This is a genomic window from Neglectibacter sp. X4, assembly GCF_009917365.1.
Taxonomy (GTDB): Bacteria; Bacillota; Clostridia; order Oscillospirales; family Acutalibacteraceae; genus Acutalibacter.
The window spans coordinates 232,317-259,199 of record NZ_QWLE01000001.1 but is presented as its reverse complement, the minus strand read 5'-3'; the positions used below and the strand labels follow the sequence as shown (position 1 = coordinate 259,199).

Below are 26,883 nucleotides of genomic sequence, written 5' to 3'. Positions count from 1 at the left end.
TTTCTTACGTCTGCGTGGTAAGCTGTTGCCAGGGCACGCTAAAACCCCAGCGTGTAAAGCAGGAGTGCTTTACAACATCGTGCCACGCTGCCTTATTTCTTCACAACCGCGCCGAACTTGCATTTCTCCATGCAAACGCCGCACTTGATGCACTTGTTGGTATCAATCACATGGGCCTGCTTGACAGCGCCGGAAATAGCCCCCACAGGGCAGTTACGGGCGCAAAGGGTGCAACCTTTACACTTGTCGGCCTCAATAGTGTAATTGGTGAGGGCTTTACAGGCGCCAGCAGGGCAGCGATGCTCCACCACATGGGCCTCATACTCGTCCCTGTAATACTTCAAGGTGGAGAGTACCGGGTTCGGAGCCGTCTGGCCCAGGCCGCACAGGGAGTTCTCCTTGATGTAGTAGCACAGCTCCTCCATCTTGTCGATGTCCTCCAAAGTGCCGTTGCCGGAGGTAATCTTGTTGAGGATTTCCAGCAGGCGCTTGGTGCCCACCCGGCAGGGCGTACACTTGCCGCAGGATTCGTCCACCGTAAACTCCAGGAAGAACTTGGCGATATCCACCATACAGGTAGTCTCGTCCATAACAATCAGGCCGCCGGACCCCATCATAGAGCCGATAGCCAGCAGGTTGTCATAGTCAATGGGAGTGTCAATCAGCTTTGCCGGGATGCAGCCGCCAGAAGGGCCGCCGGTCTGGGCAGCCTTGAAGGTGTGGCCGCCAGGCACGCCGCCGCCAATATCCTCCACAACCTCCCGCAGGGTGGTGCCCATGGGCACTTCCACAAGGCCGGTGTTGGTAATCTTGCCGCCCAGAGCAAACACCTTGGTGCCGGGAGACTTTTCGGTGCCGATAGACTTAAACCAATCAGCGCCCTTTAAGATAATCTGCGGGATGTTGGCATAGGTTTCCACATTGTTAAGCACTGTGGGCTTCCCGAACAGGCCCTTGAGAGCCGGGAACGGAGGCCGCACGCGGGGTTCGCCGCGCTTGCCTTCAATGGAGGTCATGAGGGCAGTTTCTTCGCCGCATACGAAAGCGCCTGCGCCCAGACGGATATCAATGTCAAAGTCAAAGCCGGAATCAAAAATATTCTTGCCCAGCAGGCCGTATTCCCGGGCCTGATCAATGGCAATCTGCAAACGCTTTACCGCAATAGGATACTCAGCGCGGATGTAGATATAGCCCTGGCTTGCGCCGATGGCGTAGCCGGCAATGGCCATAGCCTCCAGCACGCTGTGGGGGTCGCCTTCCAAAACAGAGCGATCCATGAAGGCGCCGGGGTCGCCTTCGTCGGCGTTGCAGCAGGCATACTTCTGGTCAGCTTTGTTGGCAGCGGCAAATTTCCACTTCAACCCCGTGGGGAAGCCCGCGCCGCCGCGGCCCCGCAGGCCGGAAGCCAGCATCAGGTCGATAACTTCCTGAGGCGTCATCTCCGTAAGCACCTTGCCAAGAGCGGCATAGCCGTCCTGGGCGATGTACTCGTCAATCAGTTCAGGGTTGATAACGCCGCAGTTTCTAAGGGCAATGCGCATCTGCTTTGCGTAGAACTTGGTTTCGTTCAAAGACTTGGTAGTGTTGTCGTCCACCACTGTCTCCTGGTACAGCAGGCGCTTGACGATACGGCCCTTTAAGAGGTGCTCGTCCACAATCTCCTTCACGTCATCCACTGTAACGCGGCTGTAGAAAGCGCCTTCAGGATACACCACCATAATGGGGCCTAAAGCGCACAGGCCAAAGCAGCCGGTACGGATAACGTTCACTTCCTTCTCAAGGCCCACAGCCTTGATTTCTTCATTCAGCTTTTCGATGATCTGCTCGCTGTTGGAGGAGGTACAGCCCGTTCCTCCGCAGACCAGCACGTTCGAACGATACATAGATTCTTCCTCCTAATTTATTTCGCGCCGATGGCGTTGGCCCCAATGGTGTACTCGCTCACCACATTGCCGTTTACCAGATGGTCGTTTACCACCCGCAGGGCCTTCTCGGCGGTCATTTTCACATAGGTGACCTTCTCCTGTCCGGGAGTGACAACCTCCACCACCGGCTCATACTGGCAGATGCCAATGCAGCCTGTCTGTGTGACCATAATGCCCTGGAGGTTGCGCTTTGCCACCTCTTCCACAAAGGCGTTAAGCACAGGCCTGGCCCCAGCAGCAATGCCGCAGGTAGCCATGCCCACCAGCACCTTGGTTTCGGCGTCGGCATTCTCACGGATGTTGACAGAAGCGCGGGCGCGCTCTTTAATTGCCTGCAGTTCCGCTAAAGATTTCATATATGGTACCATTCCTTTCTTGCGTTGTTCGGCCGCTTCCAGCAGCTTTCAGGAACTTTATGAAAAGTCCCTGAAAGGCTGTAAAAACCTTTTGCCACACCTGCGGCGTGTAAATCCTTGTTAGCCGCGTGGCAGCGTCTTTGTTCCGATGATTTTCCGGCTTTTGCCAAAGGAACCCCGCATACAATGCGCTATTCCTCCGCAGGCTCCTGGCCGGTCAGGACATAGTGGGTCTGCTCCTCCAGATAATCCTTTATCCACAGCACCACTTCCGGTGCGTTCAGGGAAACATCCCCTCCCAGCACCTCCCGCAACTCTGCTGTGTTCAGGGCAAAATCCCGCTGGGCACTGTGGTCCTTATAGCTTCTGGTAAAGAGGAAATCCCTGTCCGGGTTCCCTGTAACCAGCAGGAGTATGGTGCCGTTGATATCTCCTAAAGGGATCATATCCACGCTGGAGGGATGGAATACCGCTGCCAGCTCTGTACCCACCCCCACTGTAGAGTCAATGGTAAAGTGCCCCCCTGTCATCTCCGCTTCCATTTTGAACAGAGGAACCCCCAGCCCCACATTCCGGGTGGTGCGGGTGGTGTAGAAGGGATCCGTAACGTTCTGCACCTGCTCAGGCGTCATGCCCCGCCCGTTATCTTTTACGGATATGCGCAGAAGATCCTGGGTCAGATCTTCCTCCACCGCAATGGTAATAAGGGACGCCCCGGCGGAAATGGAGTTCTGGGCTATGTCCATGACATTTAACGACAGCTCCCGCATGGATTACTCCATGTATTTTGCCAGAATACTGTCAACCTCTTCCGGCTCCAGACGGCCGTATACGTCCTCATTCACCGTCATAACAGGGGCCAGGCCGCAGGCGCCGATGCACCGGCAGGCGGTCAGGGAGAAAGCGCCGTCCTCGGTACATTCTTCAGGGTTGATGCCCAGCTTCTGCTGAATGCGGTCCAGCACCTTGTCAGCGCCCTTTACATAGCAGGCGGTGCCCAGGCACACAGAGATATGGTTGCGGCCCTTGGGCGTCAAGGAGAACTGGGAATAGAAAGTGGATACGCCATAGACCTCCTCCAGGGGTACGTTCAGGCCCTTGGCGATTTTCTGCTGCACCTCTAAGGGCAGATAGCCGTAAATTTCCTGCGCCTGATGGAGCGCGGGCATTACAGCCCCCTCCTGCCCCTTCAGGCCCCCGATCACTTCGTCGAGCTTCTGTGCCTGCTCGGGAGTGTCGTGGAACGGCAAATTGCTGATTCGCTTTTGCATAGGTTTTTCCTCCCAAAATATTGATGGTTGCAACTTAAGAGCCTGTTCAGCCTCTTCCCGCGCAGGTTCAGGCAGCGCATTTTCCGCCCCGGAAGGCAAAACCGCCTGCCAGCCCCCCGCGCCCAGATGCTGAAAAGCCTCTAACGGACAGCCTGTTGTGGCTGTCCCTGAACATCCTACTAAATATATCAAAATCCAGGGCTATTATAATTCTTCAAAAGAACTATAATGAAAAGAACGACAATTTGCTACAGGATTTTCCTGTACAAACCGTAAATTGTTACCAAAATATCGGTATAAATTTCTCGAATGCCCTTTTCAGCCCTTTCCCAGCGCCTGCAGCACCGCCCGCGCCGACTTTTCCGGCAGGCTGATGGTATTGGCTTCCGACTCCGCCAGCGTCTCCAAATAGTGGGAGTCCGAGTCCCGCACCGCCTTTAGCCCCTCAAGCTCCGGGTTTGTTCTGAACAGCGCCTCCATGTCGCAGTCCCTGGTGGCCTCGAAAGCGGCAAAGCCCGCTTCCGGCGGAAGGCTTCCCAGGGCGGCGATGACGCTGTAAGAATCCCGGTTCACATGGGCTGGCAAAGCTATGCCGCCATATTCCTTTGCCAGGGCGCACACATCGTCCACCCCCACAAAGGAGGAAACCAGCAGCAGGTTTTCCTCCAGCCCAAGCAGCTCCTCCGACCGGGAAAGCATCCGCTGCTCCCCAAAAATCTCTGCCTTGTTTGCAATATGGGGCATGTTCTTATATATGTAGCTGTCAAAACCCATAGCACCTTCCAGCGTCTCAAAAAGGCAGACAATGTGGGCTTCTTCCGCGGTACACAACTCCATGCCAGGGATTACCAGTACCCCCGCCTCCTGCCCTGCCGCCATAACGGAAGCGGCATTTTTGCTGGTGTTATGGTCGGTAATAGCGATGATATCCAGCCCCATCAGCGCCGCCATCCCCACAATATTGCCGGGAGTCATGTCGTTGTCGCCGCAGGGGGACAGGCAGGAATGTATGTGGAAGTCATAGCGGTACTCAGCCATTTCCCTGCCCCAATTGCCCTGCCACCTTCAAAGCGGTTTCATAGAGGTTTTCTGGACAGGTGTACACCGGTATCCCCTGGAGTTCCGCCCGGTTCTTAGCGGCCTCATCTAAGGCTGCGTCCTCCGCCAGCACGATGCCCGCCACGTCTGTCAGGGCAGCAACCGCAATAGCGTTCACATTCCCCATCACTGTCAGCCACACGTTGCCCGAAAGGGCGCGGGCCATCACCCAGCTTAAAAGGTCGCCAATGTAGCACCCGTCCACCTGGGCGTCTGTGCCCTCCTCCCCTGCCAGCAGCTTCCAGCCGCAAGCTTCGGCCATCTCTTTTATCTTCATAACGGCATCATCTTCCTCTCTAAGTGATAAAACCTTCGGGCTTTGTCCTAAATCCTACAACCCTTTTTAGCAAAGAAGGGTAAACACTCCTTTTGGGGGAAGTGTCTAAATCACAGAGTTTATAAACAAAATCCAATAAATTTGTAAAATTAATTTTAGGATCAAACCCTTTTTTAAAAGGGTTTGTGGGGTTTTCAGGGGGCGAGGGTTGCCAGTGGCAACCGTTCCGAGCCGACCGAGCTGGAAGGCGAGACTCAAAGCCCCTGAACCGCCGGAGGCATAAAAGCGCGGTTGGACACTCCCCTTATAGAAAACGCGGTTCTGGCACGCCGCGTCTGCCCACGTAAGCGCGCGAACCCTCCGCGCGGCGATAACCCACATCTTAACTTTCCCGCATCTCAGGTGCTTCTTGCCTGCCGGCCCGGTCGGCTCAGGGCGATTGCCGCTGGCAATCTTCGCCGTCACGCTGCGGCAGCACACAGGGAGCTGTCTCCAGGGCCGACAAGGTGCTTGCCACCTGCTGCAACTGCTTGCGGTACACAAACACGCAGTCTGTCTTGCGGGATCCACCCTTCACCACGTCCTCCGCAAAGGCCCGGCAGGTGGGAGAGCCGCAGGCCCCGCAGTCCAGCCCGGGGAACTCCTGCTCCATTTCGTCTATCTGCACCATCATCATCATGGCTTCCTGGAGGTTCTCCGAAAGGCTCATCACGTTGGAGAACTCCAACCCGCTTTCCCACTCCATCAGGCTGGGGATAGGCCCTCCCTGCAAATGGTTCTGGGAAACGGGCAAATACTTCCGCAGCCGCTGGATCCGGGCCTTGGCCACATAAGGGTTCTCCACGCACAGCACGCCGCCCACGCAGCCGCCGGCGCAGGCGTTCAGCTCAATGAAGTCCAACTCGCCAATGCGCTCGTCCTCAATTTCCTCCAGCACCCGGATCACATTTTCAATGCCATCCGCCGCCAGATATTTTTCGTTCAAAAGCGCCGCCGATTCACCTCCGCTGGTAGCCCACCCCACCCCGATAATGCCTGAGTTGGCAATAGGCTCGATAGATGTCAGGTGATCCATTTTGCTGGAGAGCATGGGGAACACATCGCTGATGGCAAGGGCGCCGTCCACCATGGATTTTTCCAGGCCGATAGGCGCTTTGATATCCGTCACCTTTGCCGGGCAGGGGGTGATGAAGAAGCAGCCAATATCCTCATAGGGCAGCCCTGTTTCTTCGTGAGCCTGCTGCTTTGCCATAGCCGCCGCCGTCTCCATGGGAGATTTCAGGGGCAGCACGTTGTCTACCAAGTCAGGGAAACGCACCCGTATCAGCCGCACCACCGCCGGGCAGGCAGAGCTGATAACAGGCCGCTTGAGCTTCCCGGCGTCCATCAGCTTGCGGGTGGCCTCGCTGATAAGTTCCGCCGCCCGGGAAACCTCGAACACCATATCAAAGCCCATTTCCTTCAGCCCGGTAAGCACATAGTCGATGTCATCCAGATTGTTAAACTGGCCGTACAGGGTAGGCGCTGGTAATGCAATATTGTATTTGAATTCCTGCATACGGGAAAGCTGGGTGTACCTGGCCCGTTTGGCGTGGTGGGGGCAGATGCGGATGCATTCGCCGCAGTCTATGCACCGTTCGGGCGCAATGACAGCCTTGCCCCCCCGCACCCGTATGGCTTCGGTGGGGCAGCGCTTGATGCAGTTGGTACAGCCCACGCACTGCTCCTCGTGCAGGGTAACGGAATGGTAAAACTCAACCATATTACATGCACACGGCAAGGCACAGCCTCCGGTAAGGAGAAGGCCCCGCCGTTCCTTTCTTCATTTCTTGGTTTGCGGGAAAGGCCCGCTTTTAGGGGGCCGCGCGCCGCTTACTTCTTGCCGGGGTTTACCACCATATGCACGGTGGTGCCTTCCCCCACCACAGACTGGATTTCCATCAGATCTGTGTATTTTTTCATGTTGGGCAGGCCCATTCCCGCCCCAAAGCCCAAAGACCGAACGTTATCCGGGGCTGTGGACCAGCCGGCCTGCATAGCTTTGGATACATCGGCAATGCCGGGGCCATGGTCCTGCAGAAGGATGTCTACCTTGTCGGGATCAATATCCACAGTGGCTTCGCCGCCGCCCGCATGGATAACCATGTTGATTTCCCCTTCGTACATCGCAATGGCTACGCGGCGGATGGCGTCAGGCTCGTAGCCCAGGCGTTTCAGCTTATGTTTCACGTCGCCAGAGGCTTCGCCGGCCCGGGTGAAGTCGTCTCCAGGCACATCATAATGTAAATGCAGCATACTCATCAGATATCACACCCTCCCCGCAGACCATTGGAATATAACAGCCCGCAGGCCGTAAACATACGATAAGGAGTGGCAAGAACGGTAATGTCCTTTTGCTTTGCCAAATCCACCACGCCGGGATTCACTTCCTTGCCCCGCACAAACACAATGCAGTGCATGTCCATCATTTCCGCCGTTCGCACCACCTGGGGATTCATCAGGCCTGTCAGCAGCACAGACTGATCCTTTACAAAAGCCAGCACGTCGCTCATCATATCGCTGCCGCAGGCTGTTTTCACTTCCTCGTCCAGGCTCCCTTCGTTCAAAACCTCGCACTTCAGGATGTCAATAATGTCCCTTACTTTCATAGACTGGTTTTCCTCCCGGATTAAAAATTTGCTGTTAGAAGCCACACTGCCAGAACTGTGCAAGGAGTTTCGAGGAAACCTTACAAGATCCAAGGAAAACACGGAAAAAATTATCGCATTTTAAAAAATCCCGATAGAATCCCGTAAAAGCTGCCGGAACGGTTTGCACAGCGCCCAGGGGCAAGGCTTCTCATTTTAAGGGTAGGGGCTGCTCCGCCATGGGGCAGCCTGAGGCTTGGCATTTTGCGCATCCTCATTGCTTAGATTATATCATATAAAGAGGTCAAAGTGCAAACATTTTATATAATTTGCCAGATTTTTTTTCTGCCGCAGATTTCCCCCTTTTTTCTCCCCCAGTGCAATTTTGCAATTTCAAAAGTTTTATCTTGCATTTTAGACGCAAAAGCGCTATAATAGGGCAACCCATACAGGCTGTTCTGTGAGGAACAAGGGGCTGAAAAAAGCTGGAAATTTGTTGTGATTTTCCACAAAAACGGCCCAAAACGCATTTATGTCTAAAAGCTGAACTGTCTGTTTTTCTGGTAAAAACCAGATGGAAAACAGGAAAAGCAAGCAGCTTTGTAAACAATTTGTCATCTTTATTTCTGGATTGTCATTTTTAAAAGGAACATATTTTGTGCATTTTGCCAGTCCGCTGTCTGCATCCAAGCACTGCTGTACAGTATTACGCCTGAACGGAATGGCTGGAAACACAGGTTTGGAGTTTTCCATATTCCCTTCAGAAATAATAGCAAGCTAAGTATATTTTTAGGAGGTAATGAAAATGTCCCGTGTGTACAATTTTTCTGCCGGGCCTTCCATGCTGCCCGAAGCCGTACTGCAAAAAGCTGCCGCCGAAATGATGGACTATGAGGGCAGCGGCCAGTCCGTTATGGAGATGTCCCACCGCTCCAAGGTCTATGACGCCATTATCAAAGGGGCAGAGAGCCTGCTGCGGGAGGTTATGGCTATCCCGGAAAACTATAAGGTTCTGTTTTTGCAGGGAGGCGCCTCTTCCCAGTTTGCCGCTGTGCCCATGAACCTGATGACAAAAAACCACAAGGCCGACTATGTGCTGTCCGGGCAGTTTTCCACAAAGGCCTATCAGGAAGCCAGCCGCTATGGCGACGTGAAGGCTGTGGCAAGCAGCAAGGAGGACACCTTCTCCCACATCCCGGAAATTGACAAAAATGAGTGCCGCCCGGACGCGGACTATTTCCATATCTGCATGAACAACACCATTTACGGCACCCTGTGGCACACCCTGCCTAACACCGGCGATGTGCCCCTGGTGGCGGACATCTCCTCCTGCATTTTAAGCCAGCCCATTGACGTGAGCAAATTTGGCCTGCTGTATGCCGGGGCACAGAAGAATGTGGCCCCTGCCGGCCTTACCATTGTTATCGTGCGGGAGGATCTCATTGGCGAGACGCTTCCGGGCACTCCCACCATGTTTATGTATGACGTGATGGCGAAAAACGATTCCATGTACAATACCCCTCCCTGCTGGTCTATTTATATGTGCAAGCTGGTGCTGGAGTGGATTCAGAACGACATTGGCGGCCTTGCCAAAATGGAGGAGCGCAACGTGAAAAAGGCCCAACTGCTCTATGATTTCCTGGACAGCTCCAAGCTGTTTAAGCCCTGCGCCAGGAAAGACAGCCGGTCCATTATGAACGTCACCTTTGTGACGGGGGACGCGGACATGGACGCAAAATTTGTAAAGGAGGCCGCCGCAGCGGGATTTGTGAACCTGAAGGGCCACCGCAGTGTGGGCGGTATGCGGGCTTCCATCTACAACGCCATGCCTGTGGAGGGCATTGAAAAGCTGGTGGCCTTTATGCGGGATTTTGAGAAGGCCAACGGGTAATTTTGAGCCATAATGAATGGACGGAAAGGATGGTATGCAACATGCATAAGATACTGTGCTTAAACAAGATAAGTCCTGTGGGCACCAAACGCTTTGGGGAGGCTTACACCTTCTCCCCGGAAATACAGGAGCCAGAGGGCATTCTCGTGCGCTCTGCCGCCATGCACGACATGGATTTGCCGGAAACCCTGCTGGCTATAGCCAGGGCTGGGGCTGGGGTGAACAATATCCCTGTGGACAAATGCACGGAAAAGGGCATTGTGGTGTTCAATACCCCGGGGGCTAACGCCAATGCTGTGAAAGAGCTGGTGCTGTGCGCCCTGCTGCTCACCTCCCGGAAAATCCCCGCCGCCATGGACTGGGTGAAAACCCTTAAGGGGGAAGGCGACGCTGTGGGCAAGCTGGTGGAGAAGGGCAAGTCCCAGTTTGCGGGGCCGGAAATCAGCGGCAAAACCCTGGGCGTGGTGGGCCTGGGGGCCATCGGCATCCTGGTGGCAAATGCCGCCGAGGCCTTGGGCATGACGGTTTACGGCTATGACCCCTTCCTCTCTGTGGAGGCGGCCTGGCGGCTTTCCAGCTCTGTGAAGCGCTCCCTTTCTTTAGACGAGATTTACGCAAACTGCGACTATATCTCCCTGCATCTGCCTGCGACCAAAGACACAAAGGGTATGATAAACGGGGAGACCATTGGCAAGATGAGGGACGGCGTGCGGCTTTTAAACTTCGCCCGGGGGGAGCTGTGCGACAGTGCCGCGCTCTGCGAGGCTCTTGCAAGCGGCAAGATGGCGGCTTACGCCACAGACTTCCCGGCTGACTGCCTGATTGGCGCGGAGAATGTGACGGCCCTCCCCCACCTGGGCGCTTCCACACCGGAAAGCGAGGACAATTGCGCGGAGATGGCTGTGGATCAGATGAAGGACTATCTGGAAAACGGCAACATCAAAAATGCTGTGAACCTGCCCTCCCTCTCTATGGCCCGGGAGCCGGGCACCAAGCGGGTGTGCCTGATTCACAAGAACCTGCCCAACACCATTGCCATCTTTGCCGCTGCCTGCGGCCAGGCCGGGATTAACATTGAGAACATGCAGAGCAAGTCCCGGGGGGAATATGCCTACACCATTCTGGACGTGACCGGGGATCTGCCCGGGGGCACCTTCTCGAAACTGGAGCATGTGGTGAAGATCCGGGTGATTGAGTAATTTGAACTGAAAAAATGGCATAGAAAGAACCGGCAGAGCTTGCGCCCCGCCGGTTTTCTCTATTATTTTTGTTTCAGCAGCCGTCTGTGTCGTTCAAACCTGGAACATCGCAAAAGCCTAAAGGATAAACATATAACCGAAAGGTACCGGACTGCTGCAACACAGTCAGCGGTATCCGGTAACGCATCACCGTGTCACCGGCAGGCATCCAATTTGCTCCTACTGCGGGTACGGCAAGCGGGTGGCCTACCACATACCATTTTCCGTCCTGATAATATTGCAGCCGATAGTTATTGCCGTCATAGTGCCAGGGCAGTTCGGCGTCCCCATGGATATTCACCATGATGTCTACGCGTGCGCCTGCACGTTCCGTTGGCGGGATATGTTCAAAGCCCAATACCGTCAGCGTGGCATTTTCATTTACAATATAGATATCCTCCCCCACCCATTCCTTTTCCACATCAGCGTCATACCAGATCGCAAAATAATGCTGGGCGTTGGCAGTTATAACGGTGAGCAATATGACAACGGACAGCGCCGCCAATGAGCGGAGCAAAGCTCTGATAATGGTTTTCATGCACATCACTTTCCCTGATTTTGAGGGCTTATCCCCAATTCCCCGGCCCCTGGGGAGGCGTGGGCTGCTGGGGATAGACGGGCTGTACGGGCGGGTACATGAGCAGGGTCATGCCGGAGCGGTAGCGGGTGAGGATGATGGAGATAATCACCAGGGTGGCGGCGCCTACCAGGGAGCCAAGGCCCAGGATGGGCGTGGTAAAGAGATTGGCAAGGCCTGCCAGCACCATGCCTGCTGCCTCAATGTAATTCATCACAACCAGGAAATTGGGAATGCGGTTGTCCGGCACGCCTGTGGTGGCGGTAGCCTTGATGCGGTTGATAGTTTTAATCACGCAGACCTGGTAAATAACCGCCAGAGCCAAAACTGCCGCCAGGATGACAAACAGCACCAGCAGCACAGCGATACCTGCCTGGGCTATGCTGGCGTCATAACCATAGACATCATTGGCAGCCTCTGCTACACCCGCGATCAAAAGTATCACCATGAACAGCACCAGTATGGCGGCAAAAATGCATATGCACACCAGCGAAATGATGGAGAGCACCTTGCAGATGGTAAGCCCTGCTGTGGAGACATTGCCGCTTTGGGTATCGCGGCAACTGGCGTAAGTAATCCACATGGCCACCGCAACGAGGATGGCGGGAACCGCGGAAAGCACCGCGCCTGCAACGGACATGCTGCTGGCGGCGTCTATAACCGGGTAGAACAGGCTGGGATCCAGGTCTAACTGCATGGCATAGTAGAACAAATCCCACATATTGTCACGCAGACCCAACTGACTGGCAATGGTCAGCACAGGCGCGATGGACAAAAGGATTGACACTACCAGGAACAGAGGTGAGGATCCAATGGTTTTTAAGGTGTTCACAGCCGGATTTGAGGACAATACAGGAGTATTGTAGGAACAGGGGCACACGCTCCCGTCCGGGATATTCCTGCCGCACTTAGGACAAATCATAGTTTTACCCTCCAATTAAAATGGGATAAGGGAAAAAGCAAAATCCCTATGGATACATATTACAGGAAATCAGAGAAAAATGCAAATAATAATTGGGATCTTTTCAGGTAATTTCCGCCACTTTTCTTTTTTCATGGACTTTTCAGGCTAATTGTGGTATATTATGTTAAAGAATGCTTGAAACGAAGGAGGAATACCCATGCATTTGCACAAAAGGAAGGGGCTGCGGCTCCTGGCGGCGCTTCTTGCCTGCTGCCTGTTTTTTTCCGCGCTGTCCATAAGGCCCGCCCTTGCCGCCGGATTTTTTTCCGATGTGCCCCCCACCGCCTGGTATGCCAAAGATGTGCTGGACCTAGTGGACAAGGGCATTATCCAAGGCACTGGGGCGAACCGCTTTTCCCCCGGAGGGCGGCTGAGCCGGGGAGCCTTTGCCGCCATGCTGTGCAAAACCCTGCTTACCCCGGCGGAAATCAAGCAGTATGCTTTTAAGGGCAGCTTTAAGGACGTGCCACAGGGGCATTGGGCCAACCCTTATATCAACTGGGCTGTGGAAAGCAGCGTGGTAAAGGGCCGGGGTGACGGCACCTTTGGGCCGGACTCTCCGGTGAGCCGCCAGGACTTGGCGGTGATGGTGGCGAACTTTTCCAAGGCTACCGGCAGGAAAATGAACGCGGTGAACCCGGCTATGTCTTTTTCTGACGGCTGGAAAATCAGCTCCTATGCTGCCGCAAGCGTTTCTGCCTGCCAGCGGGCCGGGATACTCAACGGCTATACTGACCGCACCTTCCGCCCCACCCAGACTGCCAACCGGGCGGAGGCTGCTTCCCTGTATGCCCGCTTTTTAAACAAATGCAATACAGAACGGTATGAAATTGTGCAAAAGCGTGTCAACGGCGTGCCAGTACGGGCAGTGGTGTTTGACCCTCACAGCTTTTCTTCCAGCGTTATGCTGGCCCAGAACAAAATTACCGGACGGGAAGGGCCTGGCTCCTTAGTGAGCCGTTCCGGAGCTGTTATCGCTGTAAACGCCGCCTTTTTCTATATGGACTCTTACATCCCCATAGGCACCATGATAAGCGGCGGGAAGGTGCTGACAGTGGACAACCTGTTTGCCCCGGCAAAGTCTGCCTTTGTGATGGACTCTAGGGGAAACTGCTCCATAGAAAATTTTGCCACCCGCCACAGGGCTGTGCTGCACAGCGCCCAAGGGGAAGCCGCTTTGGAGAACGTGGGCTTTAACCAGAAGCCTATGGTGCCCCAGGACACCACCCGGGTGGTGTTTACCAAAGATTTCGGCACCAGCCTGACCTTTACCGCCCGGGACGCTGTGGTGGTAAGCTCCGGCGGGTTTATCACCCAGGTGCTGCACAACACAGATGTGAATATCCCTTCCGACGGCTATGTGCTTGCCCAGCGCAGCCGCCGGGCAAGTGCGGACGCTTTCTTTGACACAGCCCAGGTGGGCGACCGGGTTGATTTGCAGCGCAGCTATGAAGGCGCTTCCACCCAGGACATCAAGCTTTCCATTGGCTTAGGGCCGCGCATTGTGAAAAACGGCATGGTATATGGCAATGCTGACACTTACCGGGCCGAGGGCTTCAAAGATCCTGGCATTACCGTATACAACGCCAGGCGGGCCTGCATCGGCATTAAGCAGGACGGGAAAATTATGCTGCTCACCGCCAACACAAACCTGAGCAGTCTCTCGAAAATCATGGTGAGCCTGGGGTGCCAGGACGCTGTGAACTGTGACGGCGGCGGCTCTACCAACCTGTTTGTGGACGGGCAGTGGCTGTATGGGCCGCAAGAGCGGAAGCTGAACCATATGCTGGTGTTTAAATAGAAAAAATTTTTGTATGCAGCAGCCCCCGGTACACAAAAACGTGCGCCGGGGGCTGCTGCTTTTACCTAATAAATAATTACTCCTGGGGACAGACAACAACTTTAATGGACTCGCTGCTCATCTGCTCTGCAATGGCTTCCGCCATTTTGCCCAAGGGGAAGCGGTGGGTGATGATGGGGGTGAAATCCAGCTTGCCCGCATTGAGAAGCTGGACGGCCCGGTGATGGGTGTCGGGATTTACAAAAGAGCCTTTTACAGTCAGCTCCTTCTTGTACATATCAAACAGAGGAAGCTGGAAGGTGCCGTCCACCTTGGGGACGCTGAACAGGACAATAGTGGCACCCTTTTTGGCAAAGTCAAAGGCGCTCTGCACAGCGGGGGTATTGCCCACGCACTCGATAACCACGTTTGCTTCACAAGCCATGGACTCCTTAGCTTTGGGATCGGTGGGGTCGATGGCCAGGGTTGCGCCCAGCTTCAGGGCAGCCTCCCGGCGCTTCTGGTTAGGCTCGCTGACCACCAGCCTGGCAGCGCCGGAAAGCTTTGCAAGCTGGAGCATGATAAGCCCGATGGCCCCGCCTCCCACAATGCATACGGTATCTCCGGGCCGGATGCCAGCCAGGTCGATGCCGTGGAGGCAGCAGGCCACAGGCTCTGCCATAGCGCCCCATTCATAGGGCAAATCTTCTGACAGTTTAAAGGCTTGGCTTACGGGAACCACGCTGTACTGTGCAAAGCCCCCGTCCCGGGTGACACCGATGGCCTGCATCGTTTCACAGAGCTGCTTTTTGCCGTTCTGGCAGTATTCACAGGCCCCGCAGTAAATGTTGGGGTCTACGGTGACGTGGTCGCCTGCTTTGAGGGCTGTGACGCCCTCCCCTGTTTCCACCACTTCGCCGGCATACTCGTGGCCCAGCACCACAGGGGGATTTACATCGGCGGAGCCAGGCTCGCCATGGTAGATATGCACGTCTGTGCCGCACACGCCGCAGGCCATGTTGCGGATAACTACTTCGCCAGGGCCTGCATGGGGGATTTCCCGCTCTTGTACCTCAAAGGTCTTATTTCCTAAAAAGGCCGCTGCTCTCATGTTTTTCCTCTCTTTCTCCCTTGCCAGCTTCCGAAAAGCGGCGCGCTTCATCAGCGCGCCGCCTGAAAGCAGGCAGGAAAAGCTCTGCTTCTTATTTCTTCATCATGCCGATTGCGTCGGAGATGGTTTTCTCATAGGCTTCCTTGCCGTATTTGTCTACGTCAGCCTTGTTCTTTTCCCCATGGGTCAGGCATCCGGCACCGCCGATGCATCCGCCCACACAGGCCATGCCCTCAATAAAGTTGCCGGGCAGGAGGCCCTTGGAGGCCTTCAGCAGGGCCACGCGGCAGGCTTCAATGCCGTCGCAGGGCACTGCTTTCAGATCAAACTCAATGTCCTGCTCCTTGAGGCCCTGGGCCACAGCATCGCTGAGACCGCCGCTGCGGGCAAAGATGCGCCCATAGTAGGAGGCGTTGTCCAACACGTCCTCCGGCAGGGATTTCAGGTCGATATCCCTGCTGTCGAACAGGGCCTGCAGCTCCTCAAAGGTAATAGTGGAGTCGATAATGTCCTTGAGGCCCTCTTTCTGGAACTCCATCTTTTTGGCGGTGCAAGGCCCGATAAATACGATTTTCGCGGTGGGATCTGTCTCCTTGATGTACTGGGCGATAGTGGCTGCTGGGGACAGGTTGTGGGAAACGTGCTCTTTCATCTGGGGGAAAGCTTTCTCTACATAGTCCACAAAGGCGGGGCAGCAAGAGCTGGTGAGGAAGCCCTTTTCCGCAAGCTCCGCAGACTCGGCATAGGCTACCATATCGGCTCCCAAGGCCGCTTCCACAACGGTGAAGAAGCCCAGCTCCTTGATACCGGAAATCACCTGGCCCAGCTTGGCATAGGTGAACTGGCTGGAGATGGAGGGGGCGATAACCGCGTACAGCTTATACTTTTCGTTGTTCCCGCTCTCCTTTATCAGCTTCACCACGTCCAGGATAAAGGATTTATCCACAATGGCGCCAAAGGGGCACATATATGCGCAGGCACCGCAGGAGATGCACTTGCTGTTGTCGATGGCAGCTTCTCCCCCCTCTGCCATGCTGATGGCCTTCACCTTGCAGGCCTTCTCGCAGGGGCGCTTTTCGTTTACAATGGCGCTGTAGGGGCAGACCTGGGCGCAGCGGCCGCAGTCTACGCACTTGCTTTTGTCAATGTGGGCCTTCTGGTGCTCATCAAAGCTGATGGCACCCCGGGGGCACACATCGGCGCAGCGGTGGGCCAGGCATCCGCGGCAAGCGCTGCCTACGTTATAGCCGCTCTTGGAACACTCGTCGCAGGCAATGTCAATAACCTCAATGACGTTGGGGTTATCCTTATTGCCGCCCATAGCCAGACGGATGCGCTCCTCTACAATGGCGCGCTCCTTATAGATGCAGCAGCGCATGGTGGGCTTATCCTTGACGATGAGTTTGGGGATTTCCGTATAGGTGGCAAGCAGCCGGTCTTCAAAGGCGCACCGGGCCACCTCGCGCAGCACCTTATATTTGATGTACTGCACTTTCGTGTCAAATTTCCATTCCGCTTGTCCGGGAATTGGCATAGTCCCATTCTCCTTTCCGGCGATGCTGCACAAAACCGTTTCCGGCGGGCGGTTCGGCCCTGCGGTGCAGCCGCCACATGGGGCATTGTTTTTTCTTAGAAATAGCTTACTTTAATGCGCTTGCCCATAGCTTTCAGACATTCGCTCAGCTCCTCCACCAGACGCATCTTGATGTTGAAGCTGATGGGCAGGTTGGGGTTCTGGTGGGCGGGGTTTACAGCCCGGCCCACAAAGAAGTTGATATCCGTGGCCTCCTCAAAGAGCATACGGGCAATGAGGGACGCGCCGTCCCGCTTGTAGCCCCACTCTGTATAGGACTCGTTGTCCTGGAGGAAGTCCTTGGCATAGTCTACCACCTTGCTGATAGTGATGACGCCTTCGGTGACCAGGTCCACGCCCTCGATTTTGGCTATGGGCGGGATTTCCGGATCCAGATAGTCCAAATCGGCTATCATGGGCTTCTTCAGGTATTCGGAGGTGATAGTGGAGGTGGTGCCGCCGCAGACAATGTGCTTGCCCTCCTTGGAATGGAACAGGGCCTGCATTTTGTTTACATCCTTACGGTCAGAGGGCGGGCCTATCATCAGGTTCACCTGCTGGCGGTTGCGTATTTTTACACAGGCCACAGTGGTGTCGTCTCCGGGATGGCCGCCGTAAAGGTGGTTGCACTCCTCCACCAGCAGGGTGCTGTAGGTTTTGGCCGTGTAGGAGGGGTCATACATCATTTCCAGAAACTTGATGATTTCCGGGCGCTGCCAGCCGAAGTTCAGGGACTGGCCCACGCCTGCGTGGATGGTGCCGTCACTCATGGTAAAGAGAAAATCGTTTTCCTGGAGCTTGATGCGGGAGCGGTAGATCATTTTCCCTTCAATCTCATTGCCGGTTTTGGGGATTTCCACAAATTTGCCGTCCCGCAGGAGGATCAGGAGGGGGTTATCATACTGGATGATCTCCGCTTCTTCATTGTCGATGATGTGGATGATGGTGAACGTGGAATAGGCCACCTGCCGCACCGCGCACACAGGCAGGGTGGCGGCAATGGTGGAGACGCAGTCCTCAATGGACATGTTCGCCGCCATCATGGTCGAGATAATCTTGGATGTGAGGGACGACAGGATGTTGGCCTTTACGCCGCTGCCCATGCCGTCTGCCAGCACCACTACAGTGGAGTTTTCGCCTTGCTCGACAATCTCCACCCGATCGCCGCAAAGCTGCTCGCCCCATTTATGGATGCTGGTATACCCGATGTCACTACATAAATTATTCATCTTTCAGGGAATCCTTTAACTTAGTGAGCGCGATTTTTGTCTCGGCAGTAGTTTCGCCCAGCAGAGAGGCGATTTCCTGCACCACGCGCATTTGCTTCTCAATGACGTTATCCGTCACTTCGATGGTGGAGTGGCTGATTTCTTCTTTGCGCTGGCGCTGGCGCTCCTCATCGGTAACGTCGCGCATAATGCACATAACAATGCGGTAGCCCTTGTCATAGATGACGCTCTGCTCTACATAGCGCTTGTATTCCGCCAGATAAACCTTCTCGTCCCGCACAGCCTGGCCGGTCTGCATGACATCCAGGAACACCTTGGGATCGAGAATGCGGATGACCTGATCCCCCAGCACATCGGAGGCATAGCGGATATTCATAATGTGGCAGGCGGCGGCATTGATCTGCTGCACCTCCAACTGCTCGTTTAAGACAATGATGCCGTTAGGCGTGTTGTTGATGATGGTATCGGAGAAGGACTCTGCCTTATCCTTTAAGAAGGGCAGGCACATGTTGATATTGGCCTTGCCCTGGTATACGGCGATAGCCTTTTCCCGGCAGGTGCTGTAGCCGCAGGCACCGCAGTTAAGTTCCTGTTCAGGATTGTTTTTGCCCATTTTGCGCAGGATTTCTTCAATGTCATTCTGGCCGGGCATATTGCGGTGCAGGCCAATAAACTTGTGATCCTTCACCAGATCCTTCTCTTCCGGCTGGGGAATGGCGAAATCCTTCCGGCCCGCATAGCGGTCTACCTCTATGTAGTCGCTGACCGGGCGGCGCTGGGCATGTTCCATGGCGGGGCCGCCAATGCAGCTGCCGGCGCAGATGGACATCTCAATAAAGCACTTGCGGAGCCTGCCTTCTTTGATGTCGTTCAGGGCCTGGATGCAGTTGTCAATGCCGTCTACCACTAGATAGCTGTATTCCGGGGAATCCTGCTCCATGGTGCGCAGGATTCCGCCGCTGGTGGGGAACAGGCGGGCGCGGCTTTCGTCCAGGTTATCCTCGCCCTTTTCGACGGTGACGCCCTCCTGCTTGAGCCACTCGCTCAGCTCTTCAAAGGTGAGCACGCAGTCTACATCCCCGGGATATGATTCGGCCTCGGCTTTTTTGGAGATGCAGGGGCCGATGAACACTGTGGACGCGCCGGGATTGGCAGCCTTGATTTTCCGGCAGTGGGCCTGCATGGGAGACACCACTGTGGCAAGATAGGGCAGCACCTCGGGATGGTATTTCTCGATTAAAAGGTTTACAGAGTGGCAGCAGGAGGAGATGATCACGTCCTGGCGGGCGTCTTTGACCATTTTTTCATACTGCTTCTTCACGATGGACGCGCCCTCGGCTGTCTCCTCGGCAGAGGCAAAGCCCAGCTTTTTCAGGGCTGCTTCCATGGTGGCGATGGTGGCGCCGGAATAGTTTGCCACAAAGGAAGGGGCAACGCTTGCAATCACCGGGCCTTTCTTCATCAGCTCCAGGGCCTTCACCACGTCTCCCCGCACCTCTTTGGCGTTCTGGGGGCAGACCACGAAGCACTGCCCGCAGAGGATGCACTCGTCTGAGACGATGTGCGCCTGGTCGGAGGAGAACTTGATAGACTTTACCGGACAGTGCCGAATGCATTTATAGCAGTTGACACAGTTGGATTTTTTCAGTTTCAAATATTCAGCCATGTAAATCGCCATGCGATACTGGATTTGCACAAAAAGGAAAAACAACTGCTTTTTGCGCCCGGTATCGTTCCTTTCTTCCGTATTTTTCCCAAGGACATGATGGTAGGGGAAACTCCACCCATGGTGAACACGGATGGAGCGCCCTATCAAAAGTTCCTTTTTATTGTACTTTTGCAAGGATTTCCTTATCGAAGAAATCCTTGGTAGTCTCGGGAGAGAGAGAATACAGCTTGTCATCCAAGGTGACGTTGACGCCGTTTACACAGTTGCCCATGCAGAAGGTGCCGCCCAGCTCCACCTTGTCCTCCAGGTGGTTCTCTTTCACGAGATACTGGAGCTGCTCCACGATCTGCCGGGAGCCTTTCAGATGGCAGGAACTGCCAATGCAAATTGTACATTTCATAGTGGATCTTCCTTTCTCAGCTATAAAGCTGAATTGCTATGGCAAGAGATTGCCTTTTTAATTTATGGGGATAAAGCCTGCCGGAAACGGCAGGCCCTCTCCCCTCTGCTTTGTTCTCAAAGTAAGACGCTCTGCGGGAGCAGGCCGGGCGCGCGATGGCCTACGTAAGCGCGGCACGAAGCGACGCGGCGAAAATGACCGCAAGGCAGCGAACGCAGTGAGCGTTCCCGCGTCTCAGATCCAACGTTACGTTGGTTATTCGTATTCCACCACGTTTACCCAGTGCATGAGGAATTCCTTTTCCTCTTCCTTGCCCTTTACGGACTGGGAGGCGGCTACGATGGGCAGCCACTTCTGCACATACTGCTTAGCGGTATCGCTCTTCTTGCAGAAGAGATCCAGGTACAGCTCGGCGCCTTCAATGTCGCCGCCCAGCCAGAACAGCAGATAAGTACGGGCTGCGTCGGCGCTGGCATTGCCCTGGGTGGCGTGCGCCCAGTCCAGGATGGCGTAGCTGCCGTCAGGCTTAATCACCACGTTGGAGGGGTTAAAGTCGCCATGGCACAGCTTGTTGTGCTTGGGCATGCCATGGAGGCGGGCATCCAGCTCGTAACGGGTGGTGGCGTCCAGGCCGGTCTGGGAAATCTTGCGCTTCATCTTGTCCTTGAGCTTGTTCAGCATGGCGGGAGCGGGAGTTGCGTGCATTTCCAACTGGATATCCACCAGGCGCTCCATATACTGGGCATAGTTCTCATGATCCTCTGTCATCAGGCGGGCCAGGGTCTTGCCCTCGATAAAATCGGTTACAATGGCCCATTTGCCGTCTACCATGGTGACAGCTTCCACGCCAGGGATGGAGAGGCCAGTCTCCTCTACCCGGGCGATGTTCAGAGCTTCGTTCAAAATGTCGGACTTGGAATAGCCCTCGTCGAATACCTTGACAACGTGATCCCCATCACGGTAAATAGTCTTGGAGGTGCGGACAGCGATTACCTTTTCCAGTTTCATATGATATGCTCATCTTCCTTTCTTGATTTGTGGGAAGCGCCCTCCCTCCGGCAGGGCTTTCCGCCCTGCCCGGATGAAGTTCGCAAAAGGGAAGGGATTGGCCCTCTCTTATTTACCATAATAGCACTTGAGGTAGATATCTTTAATCTCGCTCATCAGCGGATAACGGGGGTTGGCGCCTGTACACTGGTCGTTAAAGGCGTTCTCCACCATCTCGTCCAGGGTATCCAGGAAGTATTTCTCGTCTACGCCGTAATCCTTAATGGTCTTTTTGATGCCGATTTTCTCCTTCAGATCCTCCAGGGCCGCGATGAAGTTCTCGAAGATTTCGTCATCGTTCTTGCCCTTGATACCCGCGAACTTGGCGGCTTCCACATAGCGCTCCTTGGCGTGGGGATACTGGTACTGGGAGAAGGTGCCCATCTTGGTGGGAACGTCAGCGGAGTTGTAGCGGATAACGTCTGTGAGGATAACAGCGTTTGCTACGCCATGGGGCAGGTGGTGGTAAGCGCCCAGCTTATGGGCCATGGAGTGGTTCACGCCCAGGAAGGCGTTTGCAAAGGCCATGCCAGCCATGCAGGAGGCTTCTGCCATTTTCTCGCGGGCAATGGGATCGTTTGCACCGTTCTCGTAAGCGGAGGGCAGGTATTCAAATACAGTCTTGATAGCCTGCAGGGCCAGGCCGTCGGTGAAGGGAGTGGCCATAATGGATACATATGCCTCGATGGCATGGGTCATTACGTCAATGCCGGAAGCGCTGGTAAGGCCTCTGGGAGCGTTCATCATGTTGTCCACGTCCACAATTGCCATGTTGGGCAGCAGCTCATAGTCGGCAATGGGCCACTTGGTGCCAGTCTTTTCGTCTGTGATAATAGCGAAGGGGGTTACCTCGGAGCCTGTGCCGGCGGAGGTGGGGATAGCTACGAACATGGCCTTCTCGCCCATTTTGGGGAACTTATAGATGCGCTTGCGGATATCCATGAAGTCCATGGACATGGAAGCAAAGTCAGCATCCGGATGCTCATAGAGCACCCACATGATTTTGGCAGCGTCCATGGCGGAACCGCCGCCCAGGGCGATGATCACATCAGGCTCGAAGGAGCGGATCTGCTGGACACCCTCCAGGGCATTTGCCAGGGTAGGATCGGGCTGTACGTTCCAGAAGCAGGAATACTGGATGTTCATCTCGTCCAGCTTGTCGGTGATGGGCTTGGTGTAGCCGTTCTGATACAGGAAGGTATCGGTGACGATGAAAGCCTTCTTCTTGCCATATTCGGTCTTCAGCTCGTCCAGAGCCAGGGGCATGCAGCCCTTCTTGAAATATACCTTCTCAGGCACACGGAACCACAGCATATTCTCTCTCCTCTCGGCAACTGTCTTTACGTTGATAAGGTGCTTGACGCCTACGTTCTCAGAGACGGAGTTGCCGCCCCAGGAGCCGCAGCCCAGCGTGAGGGAGGGAGCCAGCTTGAAGTTATAGAGGTCGCCAATACCGCCCTGGGAGGAGGGGGTGTTCACTAAGATACGGCAGGTCTTCATAGCAGCCTGGTGCTTTGCCATCTTTTCCTTTTCGGAAATGTGGATGTACAGAGAGGATGTGTGGCCGTAGCCGCCGTCTGCCACAAGCTGCTCAGCCTTGGCAACAGCGTCGTCAAAGTCTGTGGCCTTGTACATGGCAAGAACCGGGGACAGCTTCTCATGGGCAAACTCCTCGGAGATGTCCACGCTCTCCACCTCGCCGATGATGATTTTGGTGGACTCGGGCACTTCCACGCCTGCCAGGGCGGCAATGGTGTGGGCCTTCTGGCCTACGATTTTTGCGTTCAGGGCGCCGTTGATGATGATGGTCTTGCGAACCTTCTCGGTTTCGGATTTATTGAGGAAATAGCAGCCGCGCTTCTGGAACTCGTCTTTCACCTGCTTATAAACCTTGTCCAGCACAATAACAGACTGCTCGGAGGCGCAGATCATGCCGTTGTCAAAGGTTTTGGAGTGGATGATGGAGTTTACAGCCAGGATAACGTCGGCGGTGTCGTCGATAATAGCCGGGGTGTTGCCCGCGCCCACGCCTAAAGCGGGGGTGCCGGAGGAGTAAGCGGCGTTTACCATGCCGGGGCCGCCTGTTGCCAGGATGATGTCGGCCTCCGCCATGACCTTGTTGGTCAGCTCCAGGGAGGGCACGTCAATCCAGCCGAAGAGGCCTTCCGGGGCGCCTGCCTTGATGGCGGCGTCCAGCACAACCTTTGCAGCCTCGATGGTGCATTTCTTTGCCCGGGGATGGGGGCTGATGATGATGCCGTTGCGGGTCTTTAAAGCCAGCAGGGTTTTGAAGATGGCAGTGGAAGTGGGGTTTGTGGTGGGGATAACCGCCGCGATGACGCCGATAGGCTCGGCAATCTTCTTCGTGCCGAAAGCCGGGTCTTCCTCAATGACGCCGCAGGTTTTGGTGTTCTTGTACGTATTGTAGATATACTCGGCGGCATAGTGGTTCTTGATAACCTTGTCTTCCACCACGCCCATGCCGGTTTCTTCCACAGCCATGCGGGCCAGCGGGATGCGCTGGAAGTTTGCTGCCATGGCGGCGGCACGGAAGATCTCGTCTACCTGCTCCTGGGTGTAGGAGGCATAGATCTTCTGTGCCTCGCGCACCCGCTGGAGCATTCTCTCGAATGTTTCCGTGTTTTCCACAATTTCATACGCTGTCTTTGTTTCCATGAAATCACTCATCCTTTGCTGTTTATTTTGTGCTGAACCTTTCTTTTAAGTGATTGGAAAGTATGGCAAGGGACACCGCCATATTTTCATTCTGGACCAGAACCCCTTCAGGGACGCTGAGATGGACGTTCGAGAAATTCCACACTGCCAGGATGCCGCTGCTGGTGAGCCTGTCGCACACTTCCTGGGCAGATTCCCCCGGCACCGTAATAATGCCGATGCGCACCTTCATGCGCCTGCACAGGTTCGGCAGCTTCTCCATGGGCAGTATCTTCTTCCCCCCCTCCTCCAGGCCTTCCGGCGGATCGATGTCAAAGCCCGCCAGGATGTTCAGCCCGTACTGAGGGAAAACGTCATAGGACAGGAGCGCCCTGCCAAGCTTGCCGGCCCCTACCAGGATGGCGTCCTGGGTGTTGTCATAGCCAAGGAAGTGTTCCAGCTCTCCTATAAGCTTTGCGCGGACATATCCTACCTTGGGCCTGCCCGAGCTGCTGACAGCAGCCAGATCCTTGCGCACCACCACATCGTTGAGGCCCAGCGCCTCTGCTACGGCTGTTGCCGAAATGTACCGCCCGGCTTCCTCCGGCAGGCTTTGCAGGTAATGCAGGTATGCAGGCAGCCGCGAGAGGGTTTGCTTTGATACACTCCGGCCCGGCATTTTTTCACCCCTTTCCTAACTTTGATAATATTTTAACACAATCTCCATGGAAAGTAAATTGTCAGCTATGATATATCAATATTAAGAGAACGATTGAATTTGTACAATTTGCCATTCCACACAAGGGCTATGGCTTTCTATAGCTACATGGCCCATATTTAGAAGCAGGGCATTCCACTTTTTTGGCAATTTTTGAATCATTTTGCTCTTATTTTAACCTATTTTTTCTCTGAAAGCAAGGCCCAATTTACAAAAAGAGAGGGAGGTTTTTCCAGCGCGCCGGAAAAGCTTCCCTCTCTTTCGGTAAAATCACCAAGTTCACCTGAGCTGCTTCTGTAAAAGTGCCAAAGAGCAAAGCCCTTCCCTTGCCCAGCGGCATCCGCCGCACACCTGTTTGAAGCCATCCGCGGTTACGTTTTGCAGGAGGCTGCGCGTTTCCTCCCAGCCTGCCTCCTGGCCGGGGGCCAGCCCCAGCACCTGGAACGCAGCCGCATCCCGGGCCAACACGTCCTCTGTGCCGTGGGTGCAGCCTCCGTCCGGCAGAAGGTTCGGGCAGGCGGCGCAGACAGAATCCTGACGGGAGACAAGGCAGAAGCTTTCCCCCTCTTCCAATTCCCGGATAACTGCCGCCATATTTTCCACAAACTCCTGGCTGTAGCCATGCCCGGCAAACAGCGCCATGCAGAACAGGTGGTGCCCTCGTATCTCCCTCATAAGGAATCCACCAGATGGGCGCGCTTCAGGCTCATGAGAACTGCCAGGGCGGCAAAGCAGGCTAGGGCTACGGAGATTACATCTTTGATTAAGTAGGGCACAGAGACAGCTGCAGTTGCCTGCAGGGGTGTGGAGCCGGTGAGCAGCGCAAACTGAGCCACGCCGCACACATGGCATATCAGCAGCCCTGCTGTTCCCAGGGCAATTGCTATCAGGCGGTTGCCCTGCCTTGCCCCCAGCCCGCAGAGAAAAGCCATCCCCAGGAAGCCCCACAAAAAGCCTCCTGCCATGCCCATGAAGGCCCCCAGCCCGCCGCTGAATCCGGCGAATACCGGAAGGCCCACAGCGCCCATCGCCAGATAGACCACAACGGAGAGCGTGCCCAGCCCGGGGCCAAGTATGTAGCCGCACAGGGCTACCGCAAAGGTTTGCAGGGTGACGGGCACCCCGGTGGGCAGAGGGATGGAGATTTGGGACAGAACCGCCAGCAGCGCGGCGCACATCCCTGTCATTACAATTTTCTGGTTCCTGCTTTTAAACACGATTTTCATGTTCTTCCTCCCTTTTTTCTATACAGATTTTTCCCTGCGCAGGCGCTGGAGGAAATCCCGTTTGATATTCACTTCCCCTGCGCCAAAGACTTTCTTGCTGCCGTCTGGCAGCCTGACAAGCAGCCGCGCCTCTTCATCCACGCCCAGCACAGTGCCTTCCCGCTGGGATTCTCCCTCCATGAAGGTGATGTCCATTCCAGTGAGCAAGGAGCGGGAGCGGTATTCTTCCATAAAGGTGCGCCGGGGCAGGGCCTGGTAGTAAGCAAAAAAGCGGTTGAGAATGGCGGCGGCCAATTGGGGCCGGGATCCGGCAGGGGCCTTTCCCGCAAACAGCGCCCCTGCCACCTGGGCCACCTCCCCGGGGAAGCCGCCCTCCGGCTCGGTAAGGTTTACCCCCATGCCCAGCACCGCATAATGCAGGCCGCTGTTTTCAAAGTCTACGGAGGCTTCCGTCAGGATGCCGCAGACCTTCCTGCCATGGAAGTATACATCGTTCACCCATTTGATCATGGCCCTCTCCCCTGTCACATCGTCAATGGCACGGGCTACCGCCACTGCCGCAGCCGTTGTGATAGAGAGGGCCTCCTCAGCGGAAAAGCGGGGCCGCAGCAGGACGCTCATATACAGCCCGCCGCCCTGGGGGGAATAGAAGGATCGGCCCAGCCTGCCCTTGCCCATGGTCTGCCTTTGGGCGATAACCACCATGCCTTCCCGGCCTCCGTGCTCCGCCAGATCCTTCAGGACGGTGTTGGTGGAGGTTACGCTTTCCCGCACGTCAATTGCCGCTATGGAGGCCTGGGGTTCCAACTGCCGCCGGATGTTTCCGGCGCTGAGCACGTCGCTTTCTGACAAAAGCCGATACCCTTGGTTCGTTACGGCGGATATTTCATATCCTGCCTCCCGCAGATGTTTCACAGCCTTCCACACTGTGTTGCGGGTTACGCCCAGCCTTTGGGCCATATGCTCCCCGGAAACCGGGCCTCTGGCCTCCTGCAAAAGCTCCAGCACCTTATCGGCAGCGTCCATGAGGGCCGCCCCCTTTCTCAAAAAATATCCGGATAATCTTCATTTTATACAATATTGCCGGCAGCTATACAGTACCATACCAGGGGCTGGATTGTCAACATAGCGAAAGAACAGCAAGGTGACAATCCTTTTGCCACGTACAGCCTGCAAGTCAAGTGGAAATATGGGCAAATTTTCCCTCCTTCTCCCCGCCCCTTTTTACTTCCCTGCGCGTTGCGGTTTTTC

Annotated in this window: 26 protein-coding genes; 3 read left to right on the top strand and 23 right to left on the bottom strand. The window is 55.2% G+C overall.

The features are described 5' to 3' along the window. Positions 1 to 92: 92 nt before the first annotated feature. The 10 genes from nuoF to D1841_RS01200 form a co-directional block, all read right to left on the bottom strand. On the bottom strand, positions 93 to 1,883 hold the full coding sequence (gene nuoF, locus D1841_RS01245) for an NADH-quinone oxidoreductase subunit NuoF (RefSeq protein ID WP_160641321.1): 1,791 nt from the start codon (positions 1,881 to 1,883) through the stop codon (positions 93 to 95). 17 nt (positions 1,884 to 1,900) lie between these two features. After that, positions 1,901 to 2,281: a ferredoxin gene (locus D1841_RS01240; RefSeq protein ID WP_160641320.1), complete on the bottom strand. Its 381-nt coding sequence runs from the start codon at positions 2,279 to 2,281 to the stop codon at positions 1,901 to 1,903. Between the two features lie 191 nt (positions 2,282 to 2,472). Next, positions 2,473 to 3,051, bottom strand: coding sequence for an ATP-binding protein (locus tag D1841_RS01235; RefSeq protein WP_160641319.1), 579 nt, complete (start codon positions 3,049 to 3,051; stop codon positions 2,473 to 2,475). A 3-nt stretch (positions 3,052 to 3,054) separates the two neighbouring features. Beyond that, complete coding sequence (gene nuoE, locus D1841_RS01230; protein WP_160641318.1) at positions 3,055 to 3,552, bottom strand: NAD(P)H-dependent oxidoreductase subunit E; 498 nt, start codon at positions 3,550 to 3,552, stop codon at positions 3,055 to 3,057. Positions 3,553 to 3,870: 318 nt separating this feature from the next. Next, a complete protein-coding gene (locus D1841_RS01225) occupies positions 3,871 to 4,590 on the bottom strand; it encodes a PHP domain-containing protein (protein ID WP_160641317.1) in 720 nt (239 codons plus the stop codon). Beyond that, on the bottom strand, positions 4,583 to 4,927 hold the full coding sequence (locus D1841_RS01220) for a DRTGG domain-containing protein (protein WP_160641316.1): 345 nt from the start codon (positions 4,925 to 4,927) through the stop codon (positions 4,583 to 4,585). The genes D1841_RS01225 and D1841_RS01220 overlap by 8 nt, the downstream gene beginning before the upstream one ends. A gap of 430 nt (positions 4,928 to 5,357) precedes the next feature. Next, a complete protein-coding gene (locus D1841_RS01215; RefSeq protein ID WP_237076123.1) occupies positions 5,358 to 6,707 on the bottom strand; it encodes a [Fe-Fe] hydrogenase large subunit C-terminal domain-containing protein in 1,350 nt (449 codons plus the stop codon). Between the two features lie 92 nt (positions 6,708 to 6,799). Continuing rightward, entirely contained in the window at positions 6,800 to 7,228 is a 429-nt protein-coding gene (locus tag D1841_RS01210; RefSeq protein ID WP_160641315.1) for an ATP-binding protein, read from the bottom strand. Further along, complete coding sequence (locus D1841_RS01205) at positions 7,228 to 7,575, bottom strand: DRTGG domain-containing protein (RefSeq protein WP_160641314.1); 348 nt, start codon at positions 7,573 to 7,575, stop codon at positions 7,228 to 7,230. The genes D1841_RS01210 and D1841_RS01205 overlap by 1 nt, the downstream gene beginning before the upstream one ends. A 408-nt stretch (positions 7,576 to 7,983) precedes the next feature. Then, positions 7,984 to 8,307 (bottom strand): hypothetical protein, encoded by a 324-nt coding sequence (locus D1841_RS01200; RefSeq protein WP_160641313.1) that lies wholly within the window; start codon positions 8,305 to 8,307, stop codon positions 7,984 to 7,986. Positions 8,308 to 8,359: 52 nt separating this feature from the next. Between D1841_RS01200 and serC the strand changes: the two genes are divergently transcribed. After that, positions 8,360 to 9,445, top strand: coding sequence for a 3-phosphoserine/phosphohydroxythreonine transaminase (gene serC / locus D1841_RS01195; protein WP_160641312.1), 1,086 nt, complete (start codon positions 8,360 to 8,362; stop codon positions 9,443 to 9,445). A 41-nt stretch (positions 9,446 to 9,486) separates the two neighbouring features. Further along, positions 9,487 to 10,644, top strand: coding sequence for a 3-phosphoglycerate dehydrogenase family protein (locus tag D1841_RS01190; RefSeq protein ID WP_160641311.1), 1,158 nt, complete (start codon positions 9,487 to 9,489; stop codon positions 10,642 to 10,644). A 73-nt stretch (positions 10,645 to 10,717) separates the two neighbouring features. On the opposite strand, the gene D1841_RS01185 is transcribed toward D1841_RS01190, so the two are convergent. Both D1841_RS01185 and D1841_RS01180 read right to left on the bottom strand, forming a co-directional pair. After that, positions 10,718 to 11,221: a hypothetical protein gene (locus D1841_RS01185; RefSeq protein WP_160641310.1), complete on the bottom strand. Its 504-nt coding sequence runs from the start codon at positions 11,219 to 11,221 to the stop codon at positions 10,718 to 10,720. Between the two features lie 28 nt (positions 11,222 to 11,249). After that, complete coding sequence (locus D1841_RS01180; protein ID WP_160641309.1) at positions 11,250 to 12,182, bottom strand: hypothetical protein; 933 nt, start codon at positions 12,180 to 12,182, stop codon at positions 11,250 to 11,252. A gap of 199 nt (positions 12,183 to 12,381) precedes the next feature. Between D1841_RS01180 and D1841_RS01175 the strand changes: the two genes are divergently transcribed. Continuing rightward, positions 12,382 to 14,025, top strand: coding sequence for an S-layer homology domain-containing protein (locus D1841_RS01175; RefSeq protein WP_160641308.1), 1,644 nt, complete (start codon positions 12,382 to 12,384; stop codon positions 14,023 to 14,025). A gap of 76 nt (positions 14,026 to 14,101) precedes the next feature. Here the strand turns inward: D1841_RS01175 and D1841_RS01170 are convergent, their stop codons facing one another. The 11 genes from D1841_RS01170 to D1841_RS01120 form a co-directional block, all read right to left on the bottom strand. Then, a complete protein-coding gene (locus tag D1841_RS01170; RefSeq protein ID WP_237076122.1) occupies positions 14,102 to 15,166 on the bottom strand; it encodes a zinc-dependent alcohol dehydrogenase family protein in 1,065 nt (354 codons plus the stop codon). 40 nt (positions 15,167 to 15,206) lie between these two features. After that, positions 15,207 to 16,649: a 4Fe-4S dicluster domain-containing protein gene (locus D1841_RS01165; RefSeq protein WP_160641306.1), complete on the bottom strand. Its 1,443-nt coding sequence runs from the start codon at positions 16,647 to 16,649 to the stop codon at positions 15,207 to 15,209. 95 nt (positions 16,650 to 16,744) lie between these two features. After that, entirely contained in the window at positions 16,745 to 17,917 is a 1,173-nt protein-coding gene (locus D1841_RS01160; RefSeq protein ID WP_160641305.1) for a SpoIIE family protein phosphatase, read from the bottom strand. Next, positions 17,910 to 19,583 (bottom strand): [Fe-Fe] hydrogenase large subunit C-terminal domain-containing protein, encoded by a 1,674-nt coding sequence (locus tag D1841_RS01155; RefSeq protein WP_160641304.1) that lies wholly within the window; start codon positions 19,581 to 19,583, stop codon positions 17,910 to 17,912. The genes D1841_RS01160 and D1841_RS01155 overlap by 8 nt, the downstream gene beginning before the upstream one ends. A 160-nt stretch (positions 19,584 to 19,743) precedes the next feature. Then, a complete protein-coding gene (locus D1841_RS01150; RefSeq protein ID WP_347563925.1) occupies positions 19,744 to 20,010 on the bottom strand; it encodes an NAD(P)H-dependent oxidoreductase subunit E in 267 nt (88 codons plus the stop codon). Between the two features lie 231 nt (positions 20,011 to 20,241). After that, entirely contained in the window at positions 20,242 to 20,994 is a 753-nt protein-coding gene (locus tag D1841_RS01145) for a phosphotransferase family protein (protein WP_160641302.1), read from the bottom strand. A gap of 108 nt (positions 20,995 to 21,102) precedes the next feature. Continuing rightward, positions 21,103 to 23,709, bottom strand: coding sequence for a bifunctional acetaldehyde-CoA/alcohol dehydrogenase (adhE, locus tag D1841_RS01140; protein ID WP_160641301.1), 2,607 nt, complete (start codon positions 23,707 to 23,709; stop codon positions 21,103 to 21,105). 22 nt (positions 23,710 to 23,731) lie between these two features. Further along, positions 23,732 to 24,367: a redox-sensing transcriptional repressor Rex gene (locus D1841_RS01135; protein WP_160641300.1), complete on the bottom strand. Its 636-nt coding sequence runs from the start codon at positions 24,365 to 24,367 to the stop codon at positions 23,732 to 23,734. 318 nt (positions 24,368 to 24,685) lie between these two features. Further along, a complete protein-coding gene (locus tag D1841_RS01130; protein WP_160641299.1) occupies positions 24,686 to 25,081 on the bottom strand; it encodes a DUF1284 domain-containing protein in 396 nt (131 codons plus the stop codon). Beyond that, positions 25,078 to 25,632: a biotin transporter BioY gene (locus D1841_RS01125; protein WP_160641298.1), complete on the bottom strand. Its 555-nt coding sequence runs from the start codon at positions 25,630 to 25,632 to the stop codon at positions 25,078 to 25,080. The genes D1841_RS01130 and D1841_RS01125 overlap by 4 nt, the downstream gene beginning before the upstream one ends. 18 nt (positions 25,633 to 25,650) lie before the next feature. After that, a complete protein-coding gene (locus D1841_RS01120) occupies positions 25,651 to 26,658 on the bottom strand; it encodes a biotin--[acetyl-CoA-carboxylase] ligase (protein ID WP_160641297.1) in 1,008 nt (335 codons plus the stop codon). Positions 26,659 to 26,883 lie beyond the last annotated feature (225 nt).

What these genes read in the sequence shown, in the direction of transcription:
- adhE (WP_160641301.1), bottom strand. Translation starts at nt 23,709, where the DNA reads ATGGAAACAAAGACAGCGTATGAAATTGTGGAAAACACGGAAACATTC.
- D1841_RS01145 (WP_160641302.1), bottom strand. Translation starts at nt 20,994, where the DNA reads ATGAAACTGGAAAAGGTAATCGCTGTCCGCACCTCCAAGACTATTTAC.
- D1841_RS01155 (WP_160641304.1), bottom strand. Translation starts at nt 19,583, where the DNA reads ATGGCTGAATATTTGAAACTGAAAAAATCCAACTGTGTCAACTGCTAT.
- serC (WP_160641312.1), top strand. Translation starts at nt 8,360, where the DNA reads ATGTCCCGTGTGTACAATTTTTCTGCCGGGCCTTCCATGCTGCCCGAA.
- nuoE (WP_160641318.1), bottom strand. Translation starts at nt 3,552, where the DNA reads ATGCAAAAGCGAATCAGCAATTTGCCGTTCCACGACACTCCCGAGCAG.
- D1841_RS01180 (WP_160641309.1), bottom strand. Translation starts at nt 12,182, where the DNA reads ATGATTTGTCCTAAGTGCGGCAGGAATATCCCGGACGGGAGCGTGTGC.
- D1841_RS01135 (WP_160641300.1), bottom strand. Translation starts at nt 24,367, where the DNA reads ATGCCGGGCCGGAGTGTATCAAAGCAAACCCTCTCGCGGCTGCCTGCA.
- D1841_RS01130 (WP_160641299.1), bottom strand. Translation starts at nt 25,081, where the DNA reads ATGAGGGAGATACGAGGGCACCACCTGTTCTGCATGGCGCTGTTTGCC.
- D1841_RS01225 (WP_160641317.1), bottom strand. Translation starts at nt 4,590, where the DNA reads ATGGCTGAGTACCGCTATGACTTCCACATACATTCCTGCCTGTCCCCC.
- D1841_RS01175 (WP_160641308.1), top strand. Translation starts at nt 12,382, where the DNA reads ATGCATTTGCACAAAAGGAAGGGGCTGCGGCTCCTGGCGGCGCTTCTT.
- D1841_RS01235 (WP_160641319.1), bottom strand. Translation starts at nt 3,051, where the DNA reads ATGCGGGAGCTGTCGTTAAATGTCATGGACATAGCCCAGAACTCCATT.
- D1841_RS01240 (WP_160641320.1), bottom strand. Translation starts at nt 2,281, where the DNA reads ATGAAATCTTTAGCGGAACTGCAGGCAATTAAAGAGCGCGCCCGCGCT.
- D1841_RS01210 (WP_160641315.1), bottom strand. Translation starts at nt 7,228, where the DNA reads ATGAGTATGCTGCATTTACATTATGATGTGCCTGGAGACGACTTCACC.
- D1841_RS01165 (WP_160641306.1), bottom strand. Translation starts at nt 16,649, where the DNA reads ATGCCAATTCCCGGACAAGCGGAATGGAAATTTGACACGAAAGTGCAG.
- D1841_RS01190 (WP_160641311.1), top strand. Translation starts at nt 9,487, where the DNA reads ATGCATAAGATACTGTGCTTAAACAAGATAAGTCCTGTGGGCACCAAA.
- D1841_RS01160 (WP_160641305.1), bottom strand. Translation starts at nt 17,917, where the DNA reads ATGAATAATTTATGTAGTGACATCGGGTATACCAGCATCCATAAATGG.
- D1841_RS01185 (WP_160641310.1), bottom strand. Translation starts at nt 11,221, where the DNA reads ATGAAAACCATTATCAGAGCTTTGCTCCGCTCATTGGCGGCGCTGTCC.
- D1841_RS01220 (WP_160641316.1), bottom strand. Translation starts at nt 4,927, where the DNA reads ATGAAGATAAAAGAGATGGCCGAAGCTTGCGGCTGGAAGCTGCTGGCA.
- D1841_RS01125 (WP_160641298.1), bottom strand. Translation starts at nt 25,632, where the DNA reads ATGAAAATCGTGTTTAAAAGCAGGAACCAGAAAATTGTAATGACAGGG.
- D1841_RS01205 (WP_160641314.1), bottom strand. Translation starts at nt 7,575, where the DNA reads ATGAAAGTAAGGGACATTATTGACATCCTGAAGTGCGAGGTTTTGAAC.
- nuoF (WP_160641321.1), bottom strand. Translation starts at nt 1,883, where the DNA reads ATGTATCGTTCGAACGTGCTGGTCTGCGGAGGAACGGGCTGTACCTCC.
- D1841_RS01200 (WP_160641313.1), bottom strand. Translation starts at nt 8,307, where the DNA reads ATGGAAAACTCCAAACCTGTGTTTCCAGCCATTCCGTTCAGGCGTAAT.
- D1841_RS01170 (WP_237076122.1), bottom strand. Translation starts at nt 15,166, where the DNA reads ATGAAGCGCGCCGCTTTTCGGAAGCTGGCAAGGGAGAAAGAGAGGAAA.
- D1841_RS01120 (WP_160641297.1), bottom strand. Translation starts at nt 26,658, where the DNA reads ATGGACGCTGCCGATAAGGTGCTGGAGCTTTTGCAGGAGGCCAGAGGC.